At 68.8% G+C, this 18,681-nt stretch carries 24 protein-coding genes; 9 read left to right on the top strand and 15 right to left on the bottom strand.

The annotated features are described in order from the left end of the window. Positions 1-66: 66 nt before the first annotated feature. Entirely contained in the window at positions 67-678 is a 612-nt protein-coding gene (orn, locus tag AB7P10_RS01950) for an oligoribonuclease (RefSeq protein WP_428292143.1), read from the bottom strand. Between the two features lie 75 nt (positions 679-753). Between orn and AB7P10_RS01945 the strand changes: the two genes are divergently transcribed. From AB7P10_RS01945 to rsgA, 3 genes are read left to right on the top strand one after another with little or no spacing between them, the layout of a single operon-like run. Further along, positions 754-2,019 carry a M48 family metallopeptidase gene (locus AB7P10_RS01945; RefSeq protein WP_428292142.1) on the top strand — a complete coding sequence of 422 codons (1,266 nt, stop codon included), beginning with the start codon at positions 754-756 and terminating at the stop codon, positions 2,017-2,019. 19 nt (positions 2,020-2,038) lie between these two features. Next, the gene (locus AB7P10_RS01940; protein WP_428292141.1) at positions 2,039-2,359 is read left to right on the top strand and encodes a 4a-hydroxytetrahydrobiopterin dehydratase; all 321 of its coding nucleotides are present in this window, start codon (positions 2,039-2,041) and stop codon (positions 2,357-2,359) included. Next, positions 2,359-3,303 (top strand): ribosome small subunit-dependent GTPase A, encoded by a 945-nt coding sequence (rsgA, locus tag AB7P10_RS01935; protein WP_428292140.1) that lies wholly within the window; start codon positions 2,359-2,361, stop codon positions 3,301-3,303. Before AB7P10_RS01940 ends, rsgA begins: the two co-directional genes overlap by 1 nt. Positions 3,304-3,306: 3 nt before the next feature. Here the strand turns inward: rsgA and AB7P10_RS01930 are convergent, their stop codons facing one another. The 6 genes from AB7P10_RS01930 to rpsP all read right to left on the bottom strand — a co-directional run bounded on the left by AB7P10_RS01930 (position 3,307) and on the right by rpsP (position 7,210). After that, the gene (locus tag AB7P10_RS01930) at positions 3,307-4,236 is read right to left on the bottom strand and encodes a CobD/CbiB family protein (RefSeq protein WP_428292139.1); all 930 of its coding nucleotides are present in this window, start codon (positions 4,234-4,236) and stop codon (positions 3,307-3,309) included. A gap of 30 nt (positions 4,237-4,266) precedes the next feature. Beyond that, on the bottom strand, positions 4,267-4,950 hold the full coding sequence (locus tag AB7P10_RS01925; RefSeq protein ID WP_428292138.1) for a CoA pyrophosphatase: 684 nt from the start codon (positions 4,948-4,950) through the stop codon (positions 4,267-4,269). 106 nt (positions 4,951-5,056) lie between these two features. Next, positions 5,057-5,422: a 50S ribosomal protein L19 gene (gene rplS / locus AB7P10_RS01920; RefSeq protein ID WP_297655605.1), complete on the bottom strand. Its 366-nt coding sequence runs from the start codon at positions 5,420-5,422 to the stop codon at positions 5,057-5,059. Positions 5,423-5,555: 133 nt separating this feature from the next. Beyond that, a complete protein-coding gene (trmD, locus tag AB7P10_RS01915) occupies positions 5,556-6,332 on the bottom strand; it encodes a tRNA (guanosine(37)-N1)-methyltransferase TrmD (RefSeq protein WP_428292137.1) in 777 nt (258 codons plus the stop codon). A gap of 7 nt (positions 6,333-6,339) precedes the next feature. After that, the gene (gene rimM / locus AB7P10_RS01910) at positions 6,340-6,939 is read right to left on the bottom strand and encodes a ribosome maturation factor RimM (RefSeq protein ID WP_428292136.1); all 600 of its coding nucleotides are present in this window, start codon (positions 6,937-6,939) and stop codon (positions 6,340-6,342) included. A gap of 16 nt (positions 6,940-6,955) precedes the next feature. Next, positions 6,956-7,210, bottom strand: a complete 255-nt coding sequence (gene rpsP / locus AB7P10_RS01905) for a 30S ribosomal protein S16 (protein WP_428292135.1) — start codon at positions 7,208-7,210, stop codon at positions 6,956-6,958. 184 nt (positions 7,211-7,394) lie between these two features. Between rpsP and AB7P10_RS01900 the strand changes: the two genes are divergently transcribed. Together AB7P10_RS01900 and AB7P10_RS01895 are read left to right on the top strand one after the other, a co-directional pair. Further along, positions 7,395-7,925, top strand: a complete 531-nt coding sequence (locus AB7P10_RS01900) for an N-acetyltransferase family protein (RefSeq protein ID WP_428292134.1) — start codon at positions 7,395-7,397, stop codon at positions 7,923-7,925. A gap of 2 nt (positions 7,926-7,927) precedes the next feature. Next, positions 7,928-8,380, top strand: coding sequence for a hypothetical protein (locus AB7P10_RS01895; RefSeq protein ID WP_428292133.1), 453 nt, complete (start codon positions 7,928-7,930; stop codon positions 8,378-8,380). Between the two features lie 22 nt (positions 8,381-8,402). Here the strand turns inward: AB7P10_RS01895 and AB7P10_RS01890 are convergent, their stop codons facing one another. From AB7P10_RS01890 to AB7P10_RS01865, 6 genes are read right to left on the bottom strand one after another with little or no spacing between them, the layout of a single operon-like run. Further along, the gene (locus tag AB7P10_RS01890; RefSeq protein ID WP_428292132.1) at positions 8,403-9,359 is read right to left on the bottom strand and encodes an AEC family transporter; all 957 of its coding nucleotides are present in this window, start codon (positions 9,357-9,359) and stop codon (positions 8,403-8,405) included. 29 nt (positions 9,360-9,388) lie between these two features. After that, entirely contained in the window at positions 9,389-9,952 is a 564-nt protein-coding gene (locus AB7P10_RS01885; protein ID WP_428292131.1) for a DUF3299 domain-containing protein, read from the bottom strand. A 27-nt stretch (positions 9,953-9,979) separates the two neighbouring features. Then, on the bottom strand, positions 9,980-10,222 hold the full coding sequence (locus AB7P10_RS01880; protein WP_428292130.1) for a hypothetical protein: 243 nt from the start codon (positions 10,220-10,222) through the stop codon (positions 9,980-9,982). A gap of 4 nt (positions 10,223-10,226) precedes the next feature. Then, on the bottom strand, positions 10,227-11,450 hold the full coding sequence (locus tag AB7P10_RS01875) for an FtsX-like permease family protein (protein WP_428292129.1): 1,224 nt from the start codon (positions 11,448-11,450) through the stop codon (positions 10,227-10,229). Continuing rightward, positions 11,447-12,106 carry an ABC transporter ATP-binding protein gene (locus tag AB7P10_RS01870; RefSeq protein WP_428292128.1) on the bottom strand — a complete coding sequence of 220 codons (660 nt, stop codon included), beginning with the start codon at positions 12,104-12,106 and terminating at the stop codon, positions 11,447-11,449. The genes AB7P10_RS01875 and AB7P10_RS01870 overlap by 4 nt, the downstream gene beginning before the upstream one ends. Then, entirely contained in the window at positions 12,103-12,603 is a 501-nt protein-coding gene (locus AB7P10_RS01865; RefSeq protein ID WP_428292127.1) for a Fur family transcriptional regulator, read from the bottom strand. The genes AB7P10_RS01870 and AB7P10_RS01865 overlap by 4 nt, the downstream gene beginning before the upstream one ends. A gap of 135 nt (positions 12,604-12,738) precedes the next feature. Here AB7P10_RS01865 and AB7P10_RS01860 point away from each other — a divergent pair, with 135 nt between their 5' ends. Together AB7P10_RS01860 and AB7P10_RS01855 are read left to right on the top strand one after the other, a co-directional pair. Further along, positions 12,739-13,629 (top strand): EamA family transporter, encoded by an 891-nt coding sequence (locus tag AB7P10_RS01860; RefSeq protein WP_428292126.1) that lies wholly within the window; start codon positions 12,739-12,741, stop codon positions 13,627-13,629. Positions 13,630-13,723: 94 nt separating this feature from the next. Continuing rightward, entirely contained in the window at positions 13,724-14,275 is a 552-nt protein-coding gene (locus AB7P10_RS01855) for a fasciclin domain-containing protein (protein ID WP_428292125.1), read from the top strand. A 66-nt stretch (positions 14,276-14,341) separates the two neighbouring features. Here AB7P10_RS01855 and msrA read toward each other — a convergent pair whose 3' ends face one another. Continuing rightward, a complete protein-coding gene (gene msrA / locus AB7P10_RS01850) occupies positions 14,342-14,878 on the bottom strand; it encodes a peptide-methionine (S)-S-oxide reductase MsrA (protein WP_428292124.1) in 537 nt (178 codons plus the stop codon). A 65-nt stretch (positions 14,879-14,943) separates the two neighbouring features. Continuing rightward, a complete protein-coding gene (locus AB7P10_RS01845) occupies positions 14,944-15,834 on the bottom strand; it encodes a LysR family transcriptional regulator (RefSeq protein ID WP_428292123.1) in 891 nt (296 codons plus the stop codon). Between the two features lie 102 nt (positions 15,835-15,936). Between AB7P10_RS01845 and AB7P10_RS01840 the strand changes: the two genes are divergently transcribed. Together AB7P10_RS01840 and AB7P10_RS01835 are read left to right on the top strand one after the other, a co-directional pair. Continuing rightward, positions 15,937-17,121: an acyl-CoA dehydrogenase gene (locus tag AB7P10_RS01840; protein ID WP_428292122.1), complete on the top strand. Its 1,185-nt coding sequence runs from the start codon at positions 15,937-15,939 to the stop codon at positions 17,119-17,121. A gap of 45 nt (positions 17,122-17,166) precedes the next feature. Continuing rightward, the gene (locus tag AB7P10_RS01835) at positions 17,167-18,645 is read left to right on the top strand and encodes a potassium/proton antiporter (RefSeq protein ID WP_428292121.1); all 1,479 of its coding nucleotides are present in this window, start codon (positions 17,167-17,169) and stop codon (positions 18,643-18,645) included. Positions 18,646-18,681: the final 36 nt, after the last annotated feature.

Genomic DNA, 18,681 nt, shown 5'->3' with positions numbered 1-18,681 from the left:
ATCACGGAATTGTCACGATTCTGGCATGCGCCCACGGCCCCAACCCGGGTGGGACCCGACGCGGGCTCAGCGCAGGAAGTGGGTGCGGTAGTGCTCGAGCTCGTCGATGGATTCGTGCACGTCGGCCAGCGCGGTGTGCTTCTGGTGCTTCTTGAACGCGTCGTACACCTCGGGCCGCCAGCGCCTGGCCAGCTCCTTGAGCGTGCTCACGTCCAGGCAGCGGTAGTGGAAATACGCCTCCAGCTTCGGCATGTACTTCACCAGGAAGCGCCGGTCCTGGCTGATGGTGTTGCCGCACATGGGCGAGGCGTTCTTCGGCACGTACTTCCCGATGAAGGCCAGCAATTCGGATTGCGCCGCTTCCTCGTCCACCGTGCTGGCCTTGACCTTGTCGATCAGCCCGCTCTTGCCGTGGGTGCCCTTGTTCCAGGCGTCCATGGCGTTCAGCAGCGCGTCACTCTGGTGGAGCACGACCACCGGCCCCTCAACGCGCGGCGTGAGCTGCGGACCGGTGATCACCACCGCGATCTCCAGCAGGCGCTCCTTCTCGGGGTCCAGGCCACTCATCTCGCAGTCGAGCCAGACCAGGTTCTGGTCGCTCTTGGCAAGGGAGGTGGGGGGGGTGTCGGTGGCGGGCGTCGCCGCGGCGGCGGTGGCCGTGGGGTTGGCAGAGGTCATGGCGGGGATTTTCGCCGATCCGCCACATGGCCCTGACAACGGGTCGCCGTGGCCGTCTTCGATAGACTCGGCCCCATGGATACTGTCTCGCTTGCCTTCACCGCCCTCTTCTGCGCCCTGCTGGTGCTGGGCCTGGTCGTGCGCACCGTGCTCGCCAGCCGCCAGATCCGCCATGTGGCGCGCCACCGGGGCGCGGTGCCGGCGGCTTTCAGTGACACGATTTCGATCGAGGCCCACCAGAAGGCGGCCGACTACACCCTCACCAAGACCCGCTTCGGCCTGCTGGAGACCTCGCTGGACGCCGCGCTGCTGCTGGGCTGGACGCTGCTCGGCGGGCTGGACTGGCTCAACCAGACGCTGCTGGGTGCGCTGGGCGGCGGTCTGGTGCAGCAACTCGCATTGATCGCGGCCTTCGTGGCCATCGGCGGGCTGATCACGCTGCCCCTGGGCTGGTATGCCACCTTCCGCATCGAGGAGCGATTCGGCTTCAACAAGATGACGCTGTCGCTGTGGCTGGGCGATCTGGTCAAGGGCACGCTGGTCGGTGCACTGATCGGCCTGCCGATCGCGGCACTGGTGCTGTGGCTCATGGGCGCGGCCGGCCCGGCCTGGTGGCTCTGGGCCTGGGGTGTGTGGATGGTCTTCAACCTGCTTGCGCTGGTGCTCTACCCGACCGTGATCGCGCCGCTGTTCAACAAGTTCGAGCCGCTGTCGGACGAGACGCTCAAGACCCGCGTGAACGCGCTGATGCAGCGCTGCGGCTTTGCCGCCAAGGGCCTGTTCGTGATGGACGGCAGCAAGCGCAGCGCGCACGCCAATGCCTACTTCACCGGCTTTGGTGCGGCCAAGCGCGTGGTGTTCTTCGACACCCTGCTCAGGCAACTGAGCCCGGACGAGATCGACGCCGTGCTCGCGCACGAACTCGGCCACTACAAGCGCCGCCACATCCTGCAGCGCATCGTGCTGCTGTTCGCACTGAGCCTGGGTGGCTTCGCGCTGCTGGGCTGGGTTTCGAGCCAGGCCTGGTTCTACAGTGGCCTGGGCGTGACGCCCTCGATGGACACACCCAACGACGCGCTCGCCCTGCTGCTGTTCATGATGGTCGTGCCGCTGTTCACCTTCTTCCTCTCGCCCCTGATGGCGCAGCTCTCGCGCAAGCACGAGTTCGAGGCCGATGCCTATGCGGTCGCGCACACCAGCGGAAGCGACCTGGCCAGCGCGCTGCTCAAGCTCTACAAGGACAACGCCAGCACGCTCACGCCCGACCCGGTGTTTGCGCGCTTCTACTACTCCCACCCGCCGGCCAGCGAGCGCCTGGCGCGCCTGCAAGCCGCTGCCTGACCGAACCACCACCGCACCCATGAACCCGATCCACCAGAACCGCCGCGCCCTCTCCGCCACGGAAATCGTCACCCGGCTCACCCAGCTCAACGGCGACGACGCCCAGGGCTGGAAGCTGATCGACGGCGCGCTGGAGAAGACCTACACCTTTGCCAATTACCACGCGACCATGGCCTTCGTGAACGCGCTGGCCTGGATCGCGCACCGCGAAGACCACCACCCCGACCTGGCGGTGAGCTACAGCCGCTGCACGGTGCGCTTCAACACGCACGACGTGGGCGGCATTTCGGTCAGCGATATCCACTGCGCGGCCGCGGTCGACGCACTGCAGAAGGATTGATGGGCGCCGAGGGCCTGCAACCCGGGCTGGTGGTGGCCGCCCACGGGCGCCACTGCCTCGTGGAAAGTCCCGACGGCACACGCCGCATCTGCCACCCGCGCGGCAAGAAGAACGCCGTGGTGGTCGGCGACAGCGTGCAGTGGCAGGTCACCGGCGACGAAGGCAGCATCGAGCGCGTGGACGAGCGGCGCAACCTGTTCTACCGGCAGGACGAGATGCGCACCAAGTCGTTCGCCGCCAACCTGGACCAGGTGCTGGTGCTCGTCGCGGCCGACCCGGAGTTTTCGGAAAGCCAGCTCACGCGCGCGCTGATCGCGGCGCAGGCCGAGCGCATCGACGTGCTGATCGTGCTCAACAAGAGCGACCTGCAGCCCGCCTTCGACCGCGCCTGGGCACGGTTGGCGCCCTATCGGCGCATGGGCTGCGCGGTACTGCCGCTGCGCCTGAAGGCCGGCGATGGCGCGGACGACGGCCTGGCGGCCCTGCAGGAGCGCCTGACGGGCCGGCGCACGCTGGTGCTCGGTCCGTCCGGGGTGGGCAAGAGCACGCTGGTGAACCGGCTCGTGCCGGAAGCGCGCGCGCAAACGGGCGAGATCTCGCGCGCGCTCAATTCGGGCAAGCACACCACCACCAGCACCACCTGGTACTGGGTCGACGCGGCGCGCCAGACCGCCTTGATCGATTCACCGGGATTCCAGGAGTTTGGCCTGAACCATATCGAGCCCATGCAACTCGCCCACCTCATGCCCGACCTCAACGCCACGCTGGGGGACTGCCGGTTCTACAACTGCACCCACCTGCACGAACCGGGCTGCGCCGTGGTGGCCCATGTGCAGACGGGCGACGCCAGCGCGCCCGACGCCGACGCTCTCGCCATCAGCGAGAACCGTTACCGCCTGTACCGGGAGTTGTTCGCGGAGTTGTCCGACAAACGCCGCTATTGACGCTCACAGACCTGCCAGCGTCAGCAGCGCGAGCAGCAGCATCCACAGCACCACCGAACGCCACACCAGGCCCACGACACTGCCCAGATGGGCCAGCTGGGGTTCGGGCCGGTGGCCCGGGTCGCCCTCTTCCGGCAAGGCCAATGCGTCGGGCTGCGGTGCAAGGCGCACATTGAGCGCGCCCGAAGTGGCCGCCAGTACGACGCCATCGCTGCCGGGCGCGAAGCGTTCGGCATCGCCACGCCAGCTGGCCAGCGCTTCCTCGAAGTTGCCGACCACGGCAAAGCCCAGCGCCGTGGCACGCGCCGGCACGTGGTCCACCCAGGCCCAGGCCCGCGCGGCGGCGTGCTGCAAGCCCAGGCTGGGCGTGCCGTCGGGCCGCGCACGCCAGTTGCGCGAGAGGTATTCGGCCAGCCGGTAGAACACCGCGCCCGCCGGCCCCATGCCCAGTGCCCAGAACACCACGAAACACACCAGCACGCCGAACACGTGGCGGTGCGCGGCCAGCACCGACTGCTCGATCACCTGGCGCAGCAGCTCCGCGCGCGGCAGGCTGGAGGCGTCCACCCGCAGCCAGCGGGCGAGCTTCTCGCGGGCGAGCAGCTCGTTGCCTTCGTCCAGCGCCTGCCGGATCTCGCTGAAGTGGTGGCTGAACTGGCGGAACCCGAGGGTGACGTAGAGGATGGCGACCACCCAGGCAAACGCCAGCACCGAACTGAACTGCGCCAGGCCCGCGTACACCAGGCCCGCGACCGCCGCGGGGACCCCGACGGCCAGCGACCACGCGACCCAGCCATGCGACGACTGCCCGGCATCGAGGTTGCGCCGCACGGTGCGCGCCCAGCCACGCAGCCCGGCATGTACCGGGTTGTCAAATGCCAGTGGGCGCGCCTGCTCCAGCAGCAGGGCAACGAGGATGGCGAAGAAACTCATGGCGCCATCATAGTGGCGGGCATGGTCGGCTCAGGCACTGAGCAGGCGGTAGAAGTTGCGCAGCATGCCGGCTGTGGCGCCCCAGATGAAGCGCTCGCGATCGCCGTCCTGGTAGGGCATCGAATACCACTGCCGCACCACGCCTTCGAACGCCAGCGCGTGGCGGCGGTGGTGCAGCGGGTTCATCAGGTAGGCCAGGGGCACTTCGAACACGTCGTCCACCTCGTGCGGGTTGGGCACCAGTTCAAAACCCGGCTGCACCAGCCCCACCACCGGCGTGACGCTGAAGGAGGTACCCGTGACGTACACCGGCAGCGTGCCCAGCACCTCCACCCGCTCGGGTGCCAGACCGATTTCCTCGTGCGCCTCGCGCAGTGCCGCGGCCGTCGCGTCGGCGTCCTCCGGGTCGATCCGGCCACCCGGCAGGGCGATCTGACCGGAGTGGGTGGACAGGTGCGCGGTGCGCTGCGTGAGGATCAGCGTGAGTTCCTCGCGCATCACCAGCGGCAGCAGCACGGCGGCATCGGCGGGCGCGCGGTCGGCAAACTTCGGCTCGCGGCGCAGTTCGGGCGTCCACACCGGCGGGCAGGCGAAGAGCGCGCGCAAGCCGGTGGCCGTGAGGCGCTGCGCCTGCGCGGGTTGCAGCATCTCGTCGTCCTCGTCGGCCACGATGGGCACGAGGCGGGGGTCAAAGGCGGGCAGGAGCTGGGTCATGTGGGCAAGAGCATAGCGACCGGCCGCGACCCGCGCCGCGGGAGGGCCGGACGCAAAAAAGCCGCTCCGGGGAGCGGCTTTTTCAGGGGCAGCGTGAAGCGAGGCTTCAAGCGGCCTTGGCGCCCAGCTTTTCCTTGATGCGGGCCGACTTGCCGCTGCGCTCGCGCAGGTAGTACAGCTTGGCACGGCGCACGTCACCACGGCGCTTGACTTCGATCTTGGCGATCAGCGGGCTGTACAGCGGGAAGGTGCGCTCCACGCCTTCGCCGTTGGAGATCTTGCGCACGATGAAGCTGGAGTTCAGGCCGCGGTTGCGACGGGCCACCACCACGCCTTCGTAGGCCTGCACGCGCTTGCGCGTGCCTTCGATCACGTTGACGCTGACGATCACGGTGTCGCCAGGGGCGAACGGCGGGATCACTTTGCCGAGGCGAGCAATTTCTTCCTGCTCAAGGGTCTGGATGAGGTTCATGATTTCCTGTTTTGTCGATCATGCCCGCGCTGCACTAAAGGCCGCGAATCCGGCAGGGGCCCCGTCCAGTCCCTGGCGGGACTGCGGGCTGGCCCGGTCGCGGCGGCCGGTCAGAGGATCGAAAAGCCTTGGATTATAGCAAGCCCTGCGAACGCAGGAAAGCCACGTCCGCCGCGTCCAGCACACCCTGCGCCTTTGCCCGGGCCAGCAGGTCGGGGCGACGCTGCGCCGTGAGCAGCAGGCTCTGTTCACGCCGGTGGCGGGCGATGCGCTCATGGTGACCGCCCAGCAGCACCTCGGGCACCGGCATCGGGCCGTTCGGGCCCTGCCATTGCTCGGGACGGGTGAAGTGCGGGCTGTCGAGCAGGCCGTCGAGCGCTGGGTTGAAGCTGTCCTGCTGGTGGCTGCCCTCGTCGCCCAGCACGCCAGGCTGCAGCCGCGCCACCGCGTCGAGCAGCGCCATGGCGGCAATCTCGCCGCCAGAGAGCACGAAGTCTCCCAGGCTGATCTGCTGATCGACGCAGCTGTCGATGAAACGCTGGTCGATGCCTTCGTAGCGCCCGCAGACGAGCACCGCCCCTGGGCCGTGCGACCACCGCTCGACGCCGGCATGGTCCAGCGGCTGGCCGATCGGCGAGAACAGCACCACCGGAGCGCGCCCGGCGTCGGGTTCGGCACGGGCGGCCCGGACCGCCTGCAGGCACTGCCACAGCGGCTCGGCCATCATCACCATGCCCGGGCCACCGCCGAACGGGCGGTCGTCCACCCGCCGGTAGTTGCCATCGGCGAAGTCGCGCGGGTTCCACAGATGCACGGCCACCTGGCCGGACTCGAAGGCACGGCGGTTGATGCCGTGCTGCAGGAACGGCGCAAACAGTTCGGGAAACAGGGTGATGACGTCGAAGCGCATCGGTGGACTAGTAGTCCGGTTGCCAGTCCACCGTGATCCGGCGTGCGACGGTGTCCACGTTGTCGACGTAGGCGTCGACGAAGGGGATCATGCGTTCGGCCGTCTGCTCGGCGCCGTCCACCGCCTCGGCGTATTCGAGCACCAGCACCGAGGTCGGGCCGGTGGGCATGAGGTCGCGCACCACGCCCAGGTGCACGCCTTCGCGGTTGACCACGTCCAGGCCGATCAGGTCGACCCAGTAGTACTCACCCTCGGGCGTGGCGGGAAAGGCGCTGCGTGGCAGGTAGATGCGCACGCCTCTGAGGGCTTCGGCCATGTTGCGGTCGTCCACGCCCTGCAGCTGGGCGACCAGGCCGTCGGTGTGCGGCTTGATCTCGGACACGGAGACGCCCACGCAGCCTGAAAACGCCGAAAAGCCCCGCGCGAAGCGGGCTTCGGGGGGCTGCAGGAACCATTCGCTTGAAGCGAGCAGCGCGGAGGTGTCGGCGCTGTGGGGCAGGATGCGGACCCAGCCCTTGATGCCCCACGCGTCCTGTATGCGCCCCAGCTCGACGGCATCGCCGGGCAGGGACGACGCCCTGAAGGCGCCGGACGCGGGGCTGTTCACCGGCGAAGCGGTGAGATCAGGCCGCGGCCTTGGCGGCGTTCTGCTTGACCAGGCGCTGGACGGTGTCCGACGGCGTGGCGCCCACGCCAGTCCAGTAGGTCAGGCGGTCCATGGCGATGCGCAGGGGCTCTTCACCGCCGCGGGCCAGGGGGTTGTAGAAGCCGATGCGCTCGATGAAACGGCCATCGCGGCGGTTGCGCTTGTCGGCAACCACGATGTTGTAGAACGGTCGGGCTTTAGCGCCGCCGCGGGAGAGTCGGATGACGACCATGATTTATCCTTCGGGTGGAGAGGTACCGGGACCGGTACTTCACCGGATCTTGCGATCCGCTTATCTGCAGCGCCTGAGACACACGACTGACCACCCGGCCAGCGAAACGCCACGAAACCCGCGATTATAGCCCGTTCATGGCCCCGCCAGCGCAGCCTTTCTCCACCCCCTTCCTTTGCCTCCCATGCCCCTGATCCGCCCCAGCCGCGACGAAGACCTCGACGCCATCGCCCGCATCTATGGTCACCACGTGCTGCACGGCACGGGCACCTTCGAGACCACGCCCCCCAGCCCGGCCGACATGGCGGCGCGGCGCGCCGACGTGCTTGCCAAGGGCCTGCCCTGGCTGGTGGCCGAGGACGGTGGCCAGGTGCTGGGCTTCGCCTACGGCAACTGGTTCAAGCCGCGCCCGGCGTACCGGTTCTCGGTCGAGGATTCGATCTACATGGATCCGGCCGCGCACCGCAAGGGCCTGGGCCGCGCCCTGCTGGCCGAGTTGCTGGCCGTGCTCGAGCGCACCGGCACACGCAAGGTCATGGCCGTGATCGGCGATTCGGCCAACGCCGGCTCGATCGGCGTGCACAAGGCGCTGGGCTTCGAGATGGTGGGCGTGGTGCAGTCTTGTGGCTGGAAGTTCGACCGCTGGCTCGACATCGTGCTGATGCAGAAGTCCCTGGGCATGGGCGACAGCACCCCGCCGGTCGAAGGCGCCTGAAGATGGCCGGCAAGAACAAGACACTGGCCGTCTGGCTCGCACTGCTGGGCGGCACGCTCGGCTTGCACCGCTTCTACCTGCGCGGCCTGGGCGACTGGATCGGCTGGCTGCACCCGGTGCCGGCCGCGCTGGGCTGGTGGGGCGTGGAGCGCGTGCTCACCTACGGACAGGACGACAAGCTCTCTTGGTTGCTGATCCCGCTGCTGGGCATGACGGTGGCCGTCAGTTGCCTCACGGCCATCGTCTATGCCCTGAGCGACCGCGAGAAATGGAATCGCTGGTTCAACCCGGAACTGCCGCCGGATGCGGTGGCCGGCGCCACGAACTGGCTCACCATCGGCGCCGTGGTGGCCGCCCTCCTGATGGGCACGGTCGCCTTCATGGGCAGCCTGGCCTTCGGCTTTCAGCGCTATTTCGAGTACCAGGTCGAAGAGGCGCGCAAGATCAGCCAGTAGCGCGGGCGGCCCGTCCGGAGCCTCAGTGGATCCAGGACATGACCAGCATGACCAGGGACAGCGTGAACAGCGCCAGCAGCGTGGACAGGCCCATGCTGGCGGTGGTCGTTTCCTGGACCACGTCGTAGCGCTGGGCAAACAGGAACACGTTGGCGCCGATGGGCAACGCGGCGGCCACGACCATCACCGTCAGCGGCACGCCGCTGATGCCCAGCGCCCAGGCGCTCAGGCCCACCAGCACCGGCATGATCAGGTTCTTCGAGGCGGTGACCCACAGCGCCTGCCGCACATGCCCGCGCAGCGGCGTTCGCGCCAGCGTCACGCCCAGCAGCACGAGCGCGATCGGGCCGAAGGCCGCCCCCAGCAGCTGCAGCGGCTTGTCCACCACCGTGGGCAGCGCGAGCCCGGTCTGCGCGAACAGCAGGCCACAGAGGATGGGCAGGGGAATCGGATGGATCAGCGCGGATTTGAACGCCGACCACGCCGTGGCCAGCACGTGCGGTGCCCGCTCTCCCCCCGCGCGGGCCTCGCGCGCGACGGCCAGCTCGATCACGATGGAGCCGAAGGTCAGCAGGATGAGCGCATGCACCGAGACCAGCGTGAGCAGGGTGACCAGGGCGGCCTTGCCGTAGGCCAGCTCGACCAGGGTGATGCCGATCATCACCATGTTGGAGAACACCCCGGCAAGCCCGAGCACCACGCTGCTGCGGTTGAAGCCGCGCCAGACGATCGAGACGCCCAGCAGCACCAGCGCCGCCGGAAAGTAGGCCAGCACCGGCCGCAGGTCCAGCGCTTCGAAGTGCACCGCGCTCATGGTGCGGAACAGCAGCGCCGGAATCAGCAGGAGGAACACCAGGTTGGACAGGTCCTTCACGGCCGCGTCGCGGATCCACTCCCAGCGTCCGGCCAGATAGCCGAAGCCGATCAGGATGAAGACCGGGGTGAGAGAGGCAACAACGGGGTGGGCAGCGAGGTTCACCCGGCGATGGTAGCGGCCGGGCGTTCTCCCTAGTCGACGCCGACCGCGCCGGTGATGCGGTAGTACAGGCCGTAGGGGTCGTCCTTGAGCACGTGGAAGGTGCCTTCGACGACCACGGCTTCCAGCACGTATTTCACCGGTTTGCGGGTGCGCACCTCGACCATGCTCTCGGGTCCGCCGGGCGTGCAGAAGCTGCAGGTCAGCGGCACCGAGGCCAGCAGGAAGTGGCGCTGGTTCTCCCCCGGATCCAGCGGCATCATGTAGCCCTGCAGCCGCAGCGTCTTCTGGTTCAGCGCTTCCACCGGCGCCGGGTAGACCGGCACGATGCGCTTCTTCTCGACCTTGGTTGTGACGTCGGTGAGCAGCGACCATGCCACCACATCCTCGCGCCGGGGCAGCGGCGGGAACGGACTCAGCGGGCTGTGCACCCCCGCGCCTTGGCCGCTCGGCAGCGCCGGCTGCGCTGCCTTCGGGTTGCTGGCCGATGACGGCACCGGCGAGCTCAGGGCCTGGGCATGGGCGCTTCCATGCAGTGCCACGCCCGCCACCAGCAGTGCGGCAAGGAAGCGGGGAGCGGGGAACAGGTCAGGCATCGGTGCTCTCGCTTGGGTTGGGGTGCGTCAATGCGCGTGGCGCATGCCGCAGTATTTTCCCAGGGCCAGACCCTTGCAGGCCACCGAGAGTTCCTGCATGCAGACCTTTTCGCCCTTGCCGGCCTCCAGGCACCTGGCCGCGCCTTCATGCGCGGCGGCCATGGCGCGGTGGCGCGCAATGTCTTCCTTGACCTCCTGGTCGGAGTGCTGGGCCAGGGCGGCGGTGGACAGCGCGGCGGCCGCGAACAGGAACAGGAACGATTTCTTCATGGTTTCACCTCGAGTTGAGAAGTTGAGTGACATCAACACGGTAGGCGCTGGCCGCGGGCACAAAGGCCGCCACCACCGCCACCCCGAAAGCCAGCACAGGCACCCAGGCTTCGCCGGGCACCCATTGCCAACCGGTGATGGCCAGCGACTGCCGGGCCATCAACATGTCGCCCATCACGGCCGTGAGCCCGTGGGCGGCCAGCAGCGCCGCCGCGCAGGCCAGCAACGCCAGCCAGAGCGCCTCGCACAGCAGCAGCGCGGCCACGCGCGCGGGCGGCGCGCCCAGCATGCGCAGCATGGCCAGGTCGGCGCGGCGCTCGCGCACCGCGTTCCACAGCGCAATGAACACCGACAGCCCCGCCACCACCAGCAGCACGGCCGCGAGCGCGCGCAGCACCTGCGTGCCCACGCCCACCATGCTCAGCAGGCGCGTGATCTCCACCGCAGGCGCCGCCGCCTGCATGGAGGTGCTCTGGTTGATGAAGCGCGGCAGGCTCGCGGCCGCCAGCGGCGTGCGGTAGCGGACCAGGGCGAGCGTGATCTCGCGTTCCGCCGCCAGCGCCTCGGCCAGCTCGGCGCGTTCGTCCTCGCTCATGTTCGCACCGGCGTGCATGTCGTCGTGCACACGCCAGACGGATTCGGTGGCGGTGAGCACCAGCCGGTCGAGCACGCAGCCGCAGGCCGCGAGCACACCGGTCACGGTGTAGGGCGTGGCGCCGTGCACCGCGCCGCCCCTGCCCAGCCCGTGCGCCCCCTCGAAGGCCTGCCCGATCTGCAGCCCGGTGCGCTGCGCCACCTGGGCACCCAGCACCGCTTCCAGCGGCGCCTGCCAGAACGCGCCGCGGGCCAGCTGCGCGCCGTAGTGGGCCGGGTAGTCGCGCGTGGTGCCGACGATGCGAAAGCCCCCCAGGTTGTCGCCCAGGCTCAACGGGATCAACTGCGCCACCTGCGGGTGCTGCGCCAGCTGGTTGGCCTCGACCAGCGGGATGTTGCCGGGCGGCACGTCGAGGTGGAACACGCCCGCGAGGATGAGCTGCATCGGGCTGCCCTTGGCGCCGACCACGAGGTCGATGCCGGCCAGGTCGCGCTCGAAGGCGCGGTCGACCTGGTCGCGCGCGATCAGCAGGAAGGCCATGGACGCCAGGCCCAGCGCGAGCAGCAGCAGGTTGAGCACCGTGGACAAGGGCCGCGACCACAGGTAGCGCCAGGACAGGGTCAACACGTTCATGTGGCGCTCCCCACGGCCGCCGCCGGGAAGGCCAGCACCTGCGCCCGCGGCACCGCCTGCAGCACGCGCGCATCGTGCGTGGCGATCACCAGCGTGGCCTGCAGCGCCGCAGCGTGGCCCTGCAGCCGCTGCAGCGCGGCCGCGCAGGCGCTGTCGTCCAGGCTGGCGGTGGGCTCGTCGGCCAGCACCACGCGCGGGCGCAGCAGTGTGGCGCGCGCCAGCGCCACGCGCAGCGCCTGGCCGCCCGAGAGCTGCGAAGGCCGGCGCGCCGCCAGTTCGCCCACACCCAGGCTGTCCAGCGCCTGCGCAATGGCGCGGCGGTCCACCGGCAGGCCGGCGGCGAAATACACCAGCGCCAGGTTGTCGGCCACGCCGAGCGCCTCGCTCAGGTACAGCTTCTGCGGCAGAAAACCGATGTGCCGCGCGCGCCAGGCGTCGCGCGCCGCGGGCGCCAGCGCGGCCACAGACTGCCCGGCCACCACCATCTCGCCCGCCGAGGGCGTGAGCAGGCCGGCGGCCAGCGCCAGCCAGGTGGACTTGCCGCTGCCCGACGGACCGCGCAGCAGCAGCACGCCACCCTGCGGCACCGACACGTCGCCCAGTCGCAGTGGTGCGCTGCGCGGGTAGGCGTAGGACACGCCGCGCGCTTCGATCACGCGGCGGACTCCACGCAATTCGCGCAGGTGCCGCGGACGGAGACCTCCACCCGCTCAGCGTGATGCCCCAATCGTTCAACCGCGCGCAACAACTCGCGATGCAGCGCGCGCGTGCTCTCGGTCGCGGCGGTCAGGCTCATCCTGCGGTGGCAGGCGTCGCACTCGAAGCGGGGCGCGACGCCCTCTGCGCTGCCCGCAGCGTTCAGCGGGGCCAGGCGAAAACGCCAGGTGCGGGTCTGCTCGTCGGTGTAACGCTGCAACACGCCACATGCGGCCAGCCGGTCGAGCAGGCGGTAGAGCGTGACCCGGTTGAGGGCCAGCCCACGCATGCCCAATGCCGCGAGTACCTGCGCGTGGCTCAGACCCCCTCGCGGTTGCGCCAGGAACAGGCCAAGCACAGCGCGTGTGGCAAGCGTGCGGCGCAGGCCGGCGACCTCCAATTGAGACTGGATGGTGGGCGGCACGCCCGTGAACGGGGAAACGGTGCGAGAGGACAAGGCGGCTGATCCGGCCAAGAAAAGAGAAGCGTCTGATTATTGCAACCTGGTTGCAAGATGAGGAATATTAACGCAATCGAGTTGCAACAAAGCCACCGTCACTACACTGCCTATCCCACCCGAACCGGAACCGCCTTGCCACCCTCTCATCTGCTCCTCGCCCTCTCCGTGGTCTTCGTGTGGGGCACGAACTTCGTGGTGATCCGCTGGGGGCTGGACGGGCTGCCGCCCTTTCTCTTCGCCACGCTGCGCTTCGCGCTCTCCGCCCTGCCCTGGCTGCTGTTCATCCCGCGCCCCACCGCGCCCTGGCGCAAGATCGCCACCTTCGGCGTGCTGCTGGGTGTGGGCCAGTTCGGTCTGCTGTTCCTGGCCATGCGCAGCAGCATCTCGCCCGGCCTGGCCTCGCTGGTGGTGCAGTTGCAGGTCTTCTTCACCATCGGCCTGTCGCTGTGGCTCATGGGCGAGAAGGTGCGCGGCTACCAGGCGGCCGGCCTGTTGCTGGCACTGGCGGGCCTGGGGGTGATTGCCGCCAACCTCGATGCAACCGTCACGCTGCTGGGCATCGGCCTGGTGCTGGGCGCGGCCTTCTTCTGGTCGCTGGCCAACCTCACGGTCAAGTCGCTCGGACCGGTCAACATGCTGCACTTCATGGTCTGGAGCAGCGTGTTCGCGGTGCCGCCACTGTTCGCGCTGTCCTGGCTGGTCGAGGGCCCGCAACTCATGGCCGACAGCGTGCAACAGGCCGGCATGCGGGTCTGGGCCAGCGTGCTGTGGCAGGCGGTGGGCAATACCTTGTATGGCTACGGCGTGTGGAACTGGCTGCTCGCTCGCCACCCCGCCGCCACAGTGACGCCGCTGGCCCTGCTGATCCCCGTGTTCGGCATGGGGGCCTCGGCGCTGTCGCTGGGCGAGGCGCTGCCGGGCTGGAAGCTGGGGGCGGCCGCGCTGGTGCTGATGGGTCTGGCCGTGATCGTCTGCTGGCCGCTGCTGCAGGCGGCCCTGCGGCGCCAGGCCGGGTCGCGCTGAGGCCCGTCACCGCATTTTCTTGAATCCAGTGCGGCCCCGCACTGCGTATCTCCTTGCAGCCGCAATTCCGGCTTCAAACCCTCAAGGAGACTTCATGATCAAGCACACCCTCGGCAAGACCGTTCTGGCCCTGGCCATCGGCACCGCATCCCTCGGCGCCTTCGCGCAAGTCATGGTGGGTGGCGCGCCCATGCTGGCAAGCAAGGACATCATCGACAACGCGGTGAATTCGAAGGACCACACCACGCTGGTCGCGGCGGTGAAGGCCGCGGGCCTGGTCGACACGCTCAAGGGCCCCGGCCCGTTCACCGTGTTCGCGCCCACCAACGCCGCGTTCGCCGCGCTGCCGGCTGGCACGGTGGACGCCCTGCTCAAGCCCGAGAACAAGGGCATGCTCACCGGCATCCTGACCTACCACGTCGTCCCCGGCAAATGGGACGCCGCCGCCATCGGCAAGATGGTCATGGACGGCAAGGGCATGGCCTCGATCAAGACCGTGGCCGGTGGCACGCTGGTGGCGAAGGCGGCCGGCGGCAAGCTCACCGTGACGGATGAAAAAGGCGGCGTGGCCACGGTCACCATCGCCGATGTGTATCAGTCCAACGGCGTGATCCATGTCATCGACAAGGTGATGCTGCCCAAGTAAGCAGGTTTCGCATGGACAACGGGCGGGCTCCCTGTGCCGGAGCCCGCCCGTGCCGTCTCGATCAGGCTATTTCGCCAGCCGCGCGAAGGTCTTGCGGAACTTCGCCACCTTGGGCGCCGCCACCATCATGCAGTAGCCCTGGTTGGGGTTGCGCTCGAAGAAGTCCTGGTGGTAGGCCTCGGCCGGCCAGTAGTTGTCCAGCGCCTTCAGCTCGGTGACGATGGGTTGACCGAAGGCCTGGTCTTTCGTGAGCTCGTCGATCAGCGCCTGCGCCACCTGCTGCTGCTCGGGCGTGGTGAAGTAGATGCCGCTGCGGTACTGCGTGCCCACGTCGTTGCCCTGGCGGTTCGGCGTGGTCGGGTCGTGGATCACGAAGAAGATTTCCAGGATCTCGCGCGTGCTGATGAGTGCCGGGTCGTACTCGAGCCGCACCACCTCGTTGTGGCCGGTCGTGCCGGTGCAGACCGCCTCGTAGCTGGGCTGCTTGGCATGGCCGTTGCTGTAACCGGACTCGACGTCGGTCACGCCCGTCACTTCCTTGTAGACCGATTCGGTGCACCAGAAGCAGCCACCGCCCAGCACCAGCACCTGTTTGTCGCTCATCGTGTTCTCCATGGTTTGTTCACTTGCGTTGGTCCACCCATGCGCAGGAATCTTTCAACAGCACGTCACTCTAGCGGTTGCGCAAACCCGCGCACGGCACCCAGGAATGCCCCCAGAGCGGCCTGGTCCCTGTCGGTCTTCCACAGGCAATGCGTCTCGTAGGGCGGTGTCCCGCCCTGCAACGGCACGAACACCGCGCCGGGCAGGCCGGCCTGCGCCAGCGCGGCCGGCACCAGCGCCACGCACAGCCCCTGCGACACCAGCGAGACCACGCTGAGCCAGTGGCGCAGCTCGTAACGGGTCTCGGGCGCGAAGCCGGCGTCGGCGCACAGGCCCAGGATGCGCTCGTGGTAGTCCGGCGAGACGGCGCGCGAGACCATGGCAAACGGCTCGCCCTGCAACAACACCAGCGGCAGCCGCTTGCGCCGCGCCAGCGCGTGGCCCGCGGGCAGGCAGGCCACGAAGGGCTGGCGCGACACGAGGATCTGCGAGAAGCCGGCCGGCACGCGCGTGGTGTGCACGAAGCCCAGGTCCAGCCGCTCGTGCATGAGATCGATCAACTGGTCGCTCGAACTCATCTCGCGCAGCACCAGGCGCAGCCGCGGGTGCGCGGTGGCGAAGCGCTTGAGGATCTGCGGCAGGCCCCGGTAGAGCACCGTGCCGGCAAAGCCGATCTGCAGGCTGCCGACCAGGCCTTGCGCGACCTCGCGCGCCTCGCGCGCGGCCACCCCGGCCTGCTCCAGCAGCGCGCGCGCCGCCGGCACGAAGGCCTGCCCCGCCGCCGTGAGCTGCACGCCGCGGCTGTTGCGGGTGAACAGCTGCGCGCCCACCGAGGCTTCGAGCTGCTGGATGTTGAGCGAGAGCGGCGGCTGCGTGATGGCCAGGCGCTGGGCCGCGCGGCCGAAGTGCAGCTCTTCGGCCAAGGCCAGGAAATAGCGCAGGTGCCGGAATTCCATTGATCTGATACTTATATCGATGAATACAGGAACGATATTAGACAGGTATTCATGGGCCACCGACAATCACCGCATCGCCACCCCGACCACCGGAGACAACCCATGACCATCGCCAAAGCCCGCTTCAGCTGGGAAGACCCGTTCCACCTCGACCAGCAGCTGACCGACGACGAGCGACAGGTGCGCGAAGCCGCGCACGCCTACTGCCAGGAAAAGCTGCTGCCGCGCGTGACCGAGGCCTTCCGCCACGAAAAGACGGACCCGGCGATCTTTCGCGAGATGGGCGAGCTCGGCCTGCTGGGTGCGACCATCCCCGAGGCCTACGGCGGCGCCGGCCTGAACTACGTCTGCTACGGCCTGGTGGCGCGCGAAGTCGAGCGCGTGGACTCGGGCTACCGCTCGATGATGAGCGTGCAGAGCTCGCTGGTGATGGTGCCCATCAACGAGTTCGGCACCGAAGCGCAGAAGCAGAAGTACCTGCCCAAACTGGCCACCGGCGAATGGATCGGCTGCTTCGGCCTGACCGAACCCAACCACGGCTCCGACCCCGGCAGCATGGTCACGCGCGCGAAGAAGGTGGCCGGCGGCTACAGCCTGTCGGGCGCCAAGATGTGGATCACCAACAGCCCCATCGCCGACGTGTTCGTGGTCTGGGCCAAGGACGACGAGGGCGCGATCCGCGGCTTCATCCTGGACAAGGGCATGAAGGGCCTCTCCGCCCCGGCCATCCACAGCAAGGTGGGCCTGCGCGCCTCCATCACCGGAGAAATCGTGATGGACGGTGTCTTCTGCCCCGAAGAGAACGCCTTCCCCGAGGTGCGTGGCCTCAAGGGCCCGTTCACCTGCCTCAACAGCGCGCGCTACGGCATCGCCTGGGGCGCGCTGGGTGCGGCCGAAGACTGCTACTTCCGCGCCCGCCAGTACGTGCTGGACCGCCACCAGTTCGGCCGCCCGCTGGCGGCCAACCAGCTGGTCCAGAAGAAGCTGGCCGACATGCTGACCGAGATCAGCCTGGGCCTGCAGGGCTGCCTGCGCCTGGGCCGCATGAAGGACGAAGGCACGGCCGCGGTGGAGATCACCAGCATCCTCAAGCGCAACAGCTGCGGCAAGGCGCTGGACATCGCGCGCCTGGCGCGCGACATGATGGGCGGCAACGGCATCAGCGACGAGTTCGGCGTGGCGCGCCACCTGGTGAACCTGGAGGTGGTCAACACCTACGAGGGCACGCACGACGTGCACGCGCTCATCCTGGGCCGCGCGATCACCGGCATCCAGGCGTTTTCCTGAACCGGGCACCTCGGGCCGCACCAACTTTCTGTTAGCTTCAGGGACATGTCCCTGTCGCTCGATTTCCTCTCCCTGCCGCTGCTGGCCGCTGCCTCGCTGGTTTTCATCAGCGTGATGGCCGGCGTGTTCTCGGCACGCGTGGGATTCTCCTTCCTGCTGGTGTTCCTGGTGGTGGGCACGCTGGCCGGGGTCGACGGCCCGGGCGGCGTGGTGTTCGACGACTTCCGCCTGAGCTTCGTGGTCGGCAACGTGGCCCTGGCCGTGATCCTGCTCGATGGGGGCCTGCGCACCGACATCGTCACCTTCCGCACCGGCCTGCGGCCTTCGCTGCTGCTGGCCACCGTGGGCGTGGTGGTCTGCACCGGCCTGACCGCCGCGGCCGCCCACTGGCTGCTCGACCTGTCCTGGCCGCTGGCGCTGCTGGTGGGTGCCATCGTCGGCTCCACCGACGCGGCCGCGGTGTTCTCGCTGCTCAAGTCATCGGGCGTCAAACTCAACGAGCGCGTGGCCGCGACGCTGGAGATCGAGTCCGGCATGAACGATCCGATGGCGGTGTACCTCACGCTGACCTTCATCGGCGTTGCACTGGCCGTGGGCGCCGGTACGGGTGACGAGCTCAGCGCCAAGGCGGTTCTGCTTTCGCTGCTGTACCAGTTCGGCTGGGGTGCCGCCATGGGCGTCGCCTGTGGCTTCGGCCTGGCCGGGTTGCTCAAGCGCATGGGGCGCGGCGTGGACGGCGGCGGCGGCATCCGCGCGCTGCTCATGGTCTCGGGCGGCCTGGCGGTGTTCGCGCTCACGACCTGGCTCGGCGGTTCGGGTTTCCTGGCGGTGTACGCCATGGGCGTCATCGCCGGGAACCGGGCACGGCGCCTGGTGCGGCCCGCGCTCTCGGCCATGGACGGCTACGCCTGGCTGGCGCAGGCCGGCATGTTCCTTTTGCTGGGTCTGCTGGTCACCCCCTCGGAGTTGCTGCGCACCCTGTGGCCGGCGATCGGCGTCTCGCTGGTGCTGATGCTGGTGGCGCGACCGGTCTCGGTCTGGCTGTGCCTGGCCCCCTTGCGCTTCAGCCCGCGCGAGATCACCTTCATTTCCTGGGTCGGCCTGCGTGGCGCCGTGCCCATCGTGCTGGCCGTGTTCCCGGTGATGGCCGGCGTGCAGGGCGCGCACACCTTCTTCAACGTGGCGTTCGTCGTGGTGCTGACATCGCTGCTGCTGCAGGGCTCCACCATCGCCTGGGCCGCGCGGCGCACCGGCGTGGCCCTGCCCGACCCGGACGACACCGAGCACGCCCGCCTGGTCTATGGGGATTTCGAGCTCGATGCCGGCACGCCGATGGAGAGCCTGTGCGGCTTCTACGGCCTGCCGGTGCCGGCGGACTCCAGCCAGTCGGTCGGGCAGTGGCTGCACACCGAACTCAACCGGCCACCGGTGGTGGGCGACACCGCCGCGCTGGGCAATGCCGAAATCAGCGTGCGCGAAGTGGAGGCCAAGAAGATCACACGCGTGGGCATGCGGCTGGGCTGAAGCCCCGCCCGGCGCGCGGCGTTTGCCGCGTCTTTA

The organism is Hydrogenophaga sp. (assembly GCF_050182545.1).
GTDB lineage: Bacteria > Pseudomonadota > Gammaproteobacteria > Burkholderiales > Burkholderiaceae_C > Hydrogenophaga.
The sequence above is the reverse complement of the archived record's forward strand: the minus strand, read 5'-3'. Positions and strand labels throughout refer to the sequence as shown.

Bases quoted from the DNA above. Each gene is read 5' to 3' on its own strand.
- orn (WP_428292143.1), bottom strand. From the start codon at position 678: ATGACCTCTGCCAACCCCACGGCCACCGCCGCCGCGGCGACGCCCGCC.
- AB7P10_RS01945 (WP_428292142.1), top strand. From the start codon at position 754: ATGGATACTGTCTCGCTTGCCTTCACCGCCCTCTTCTGCGCCCTGCTG.
- AB7P10_RS01940 (WP_428292141.1), top strand. From the start codon at position 2,039: ATGAACCCGATCCACCAGAACCGCCGCGCCCTCTCCGCCACGGAAATC.
- rsgA (WP_428292140.1), top strand. From the start codon at position 2,359: ATGGGCGCCGAGGGCCTGCAACCCGGGCTGGTGGTGGCCGCCCACGGG.
- AB7P10_RS01930 (WP_428292139.1), bottom strand. From the start codon at position 4,236: ATGAGTTTCTTCGCCATCCTCGTTGCCCTGCTGCTGGAGCAGGCGCGC.
- AB7P10_RS01925 (WP_428292138.1), bottom strand. From the start codon at position 4,950: ATGACCCAGCTCCTGCCCGCCTTTGACCCCCGCCTCGTGCCCATCGTG.
- rplS (WP_297655605.1), bottom strand. From the start codon at position 5,422: ATGAACCTCATCCAGACCCTTGAGCAGGAAGAAATTGCTCGCCTCGGC.
- trmD (WP_428292137.1), bottom strand. From the start codon at position 6,332: ATGCGCTTCGACGTCATCACCCTGTTTCCCGAACTGTTTGCGCCGTTC.
- rpsP (WP_428292135.1), bottom strand. From the start codon at position 7,210: ATGGTCGTCATCCGACTCTCCCGCGGCGGCGCTAAAGCCCGACCGTTC.
- AB7P10_RS01900 (WP_428292134.1), top strand. From the start codon at position 7,395: ATGCCCCTGATCCGCCCCAGCCGCGACGAAGACCTCGACGCCATCGCC.
- AB7P10_RS01895 (WP_428292133.1), top strand. From the start codon at position 7,928: ATGGCCGGCAAGAACAAGACACTGGCCGTCTGGCTCGCACTGCTGGGC.
- AB7P10_RS01885 (WP_428292131.1), bottom strand. From the start codon at position 9,952: ATGCCTGACCTGTTCCCCGCTCCCCGCTTCCTTGCCGCACTGCTGGTG.
- AB7P10_RS01880 (WP_428292130.1), bottom strand. From the start codon at position 10,222: ATGAAGAAATCGTTCCTGTTCCTGTTCGCGGCCGCCGCGCTGTCCACC.
- AB7P10_RS01875 (WP_428292129.1), bottom strand. From the start codon at position 11,450: ATGAACGTGTTGACCCTGTCCTGGCGCTACCTGTGGTCGCGGCCCTTG.
- AB7P10_RS01855 (WP_428292125.1), top strand. From the start codon at position 13,724: ATGATCAAGCACACCCTCGGCAAGACCGTTCTGGCCCTGGCCATCGGC.
- msrA (WP_428292124.1), bottom strand. From the start codon at position 14,878: ATGAGCGACAAACAGGTGCTGGTGCTGGGCGGTGGCTGCTTCTGGTGC.
- AB7P10_RS01845 (WP_428292123.1), bottom strand. From the start codon at position 15,834: ATGGAATTCCGGCACCTGCGCTATTTCCTGGCCTTGGCCGAAGAGCTG.
- AB7P10_RS01840 (WP_428292122.1), top strand. From the start codon at position 15,937: ATGACCATCGCCAAAGCCCGCTTCAGCTGGGAAGACCCGTTCCACCTC.
- AB7P10_RS01835 (WP_428292121.1), top strand. From the start codon at position 17,167: ATGTCCCTGTCGCTCGATTTCCTCTCCCTGCCGCTGCTGGCCGCTGCC.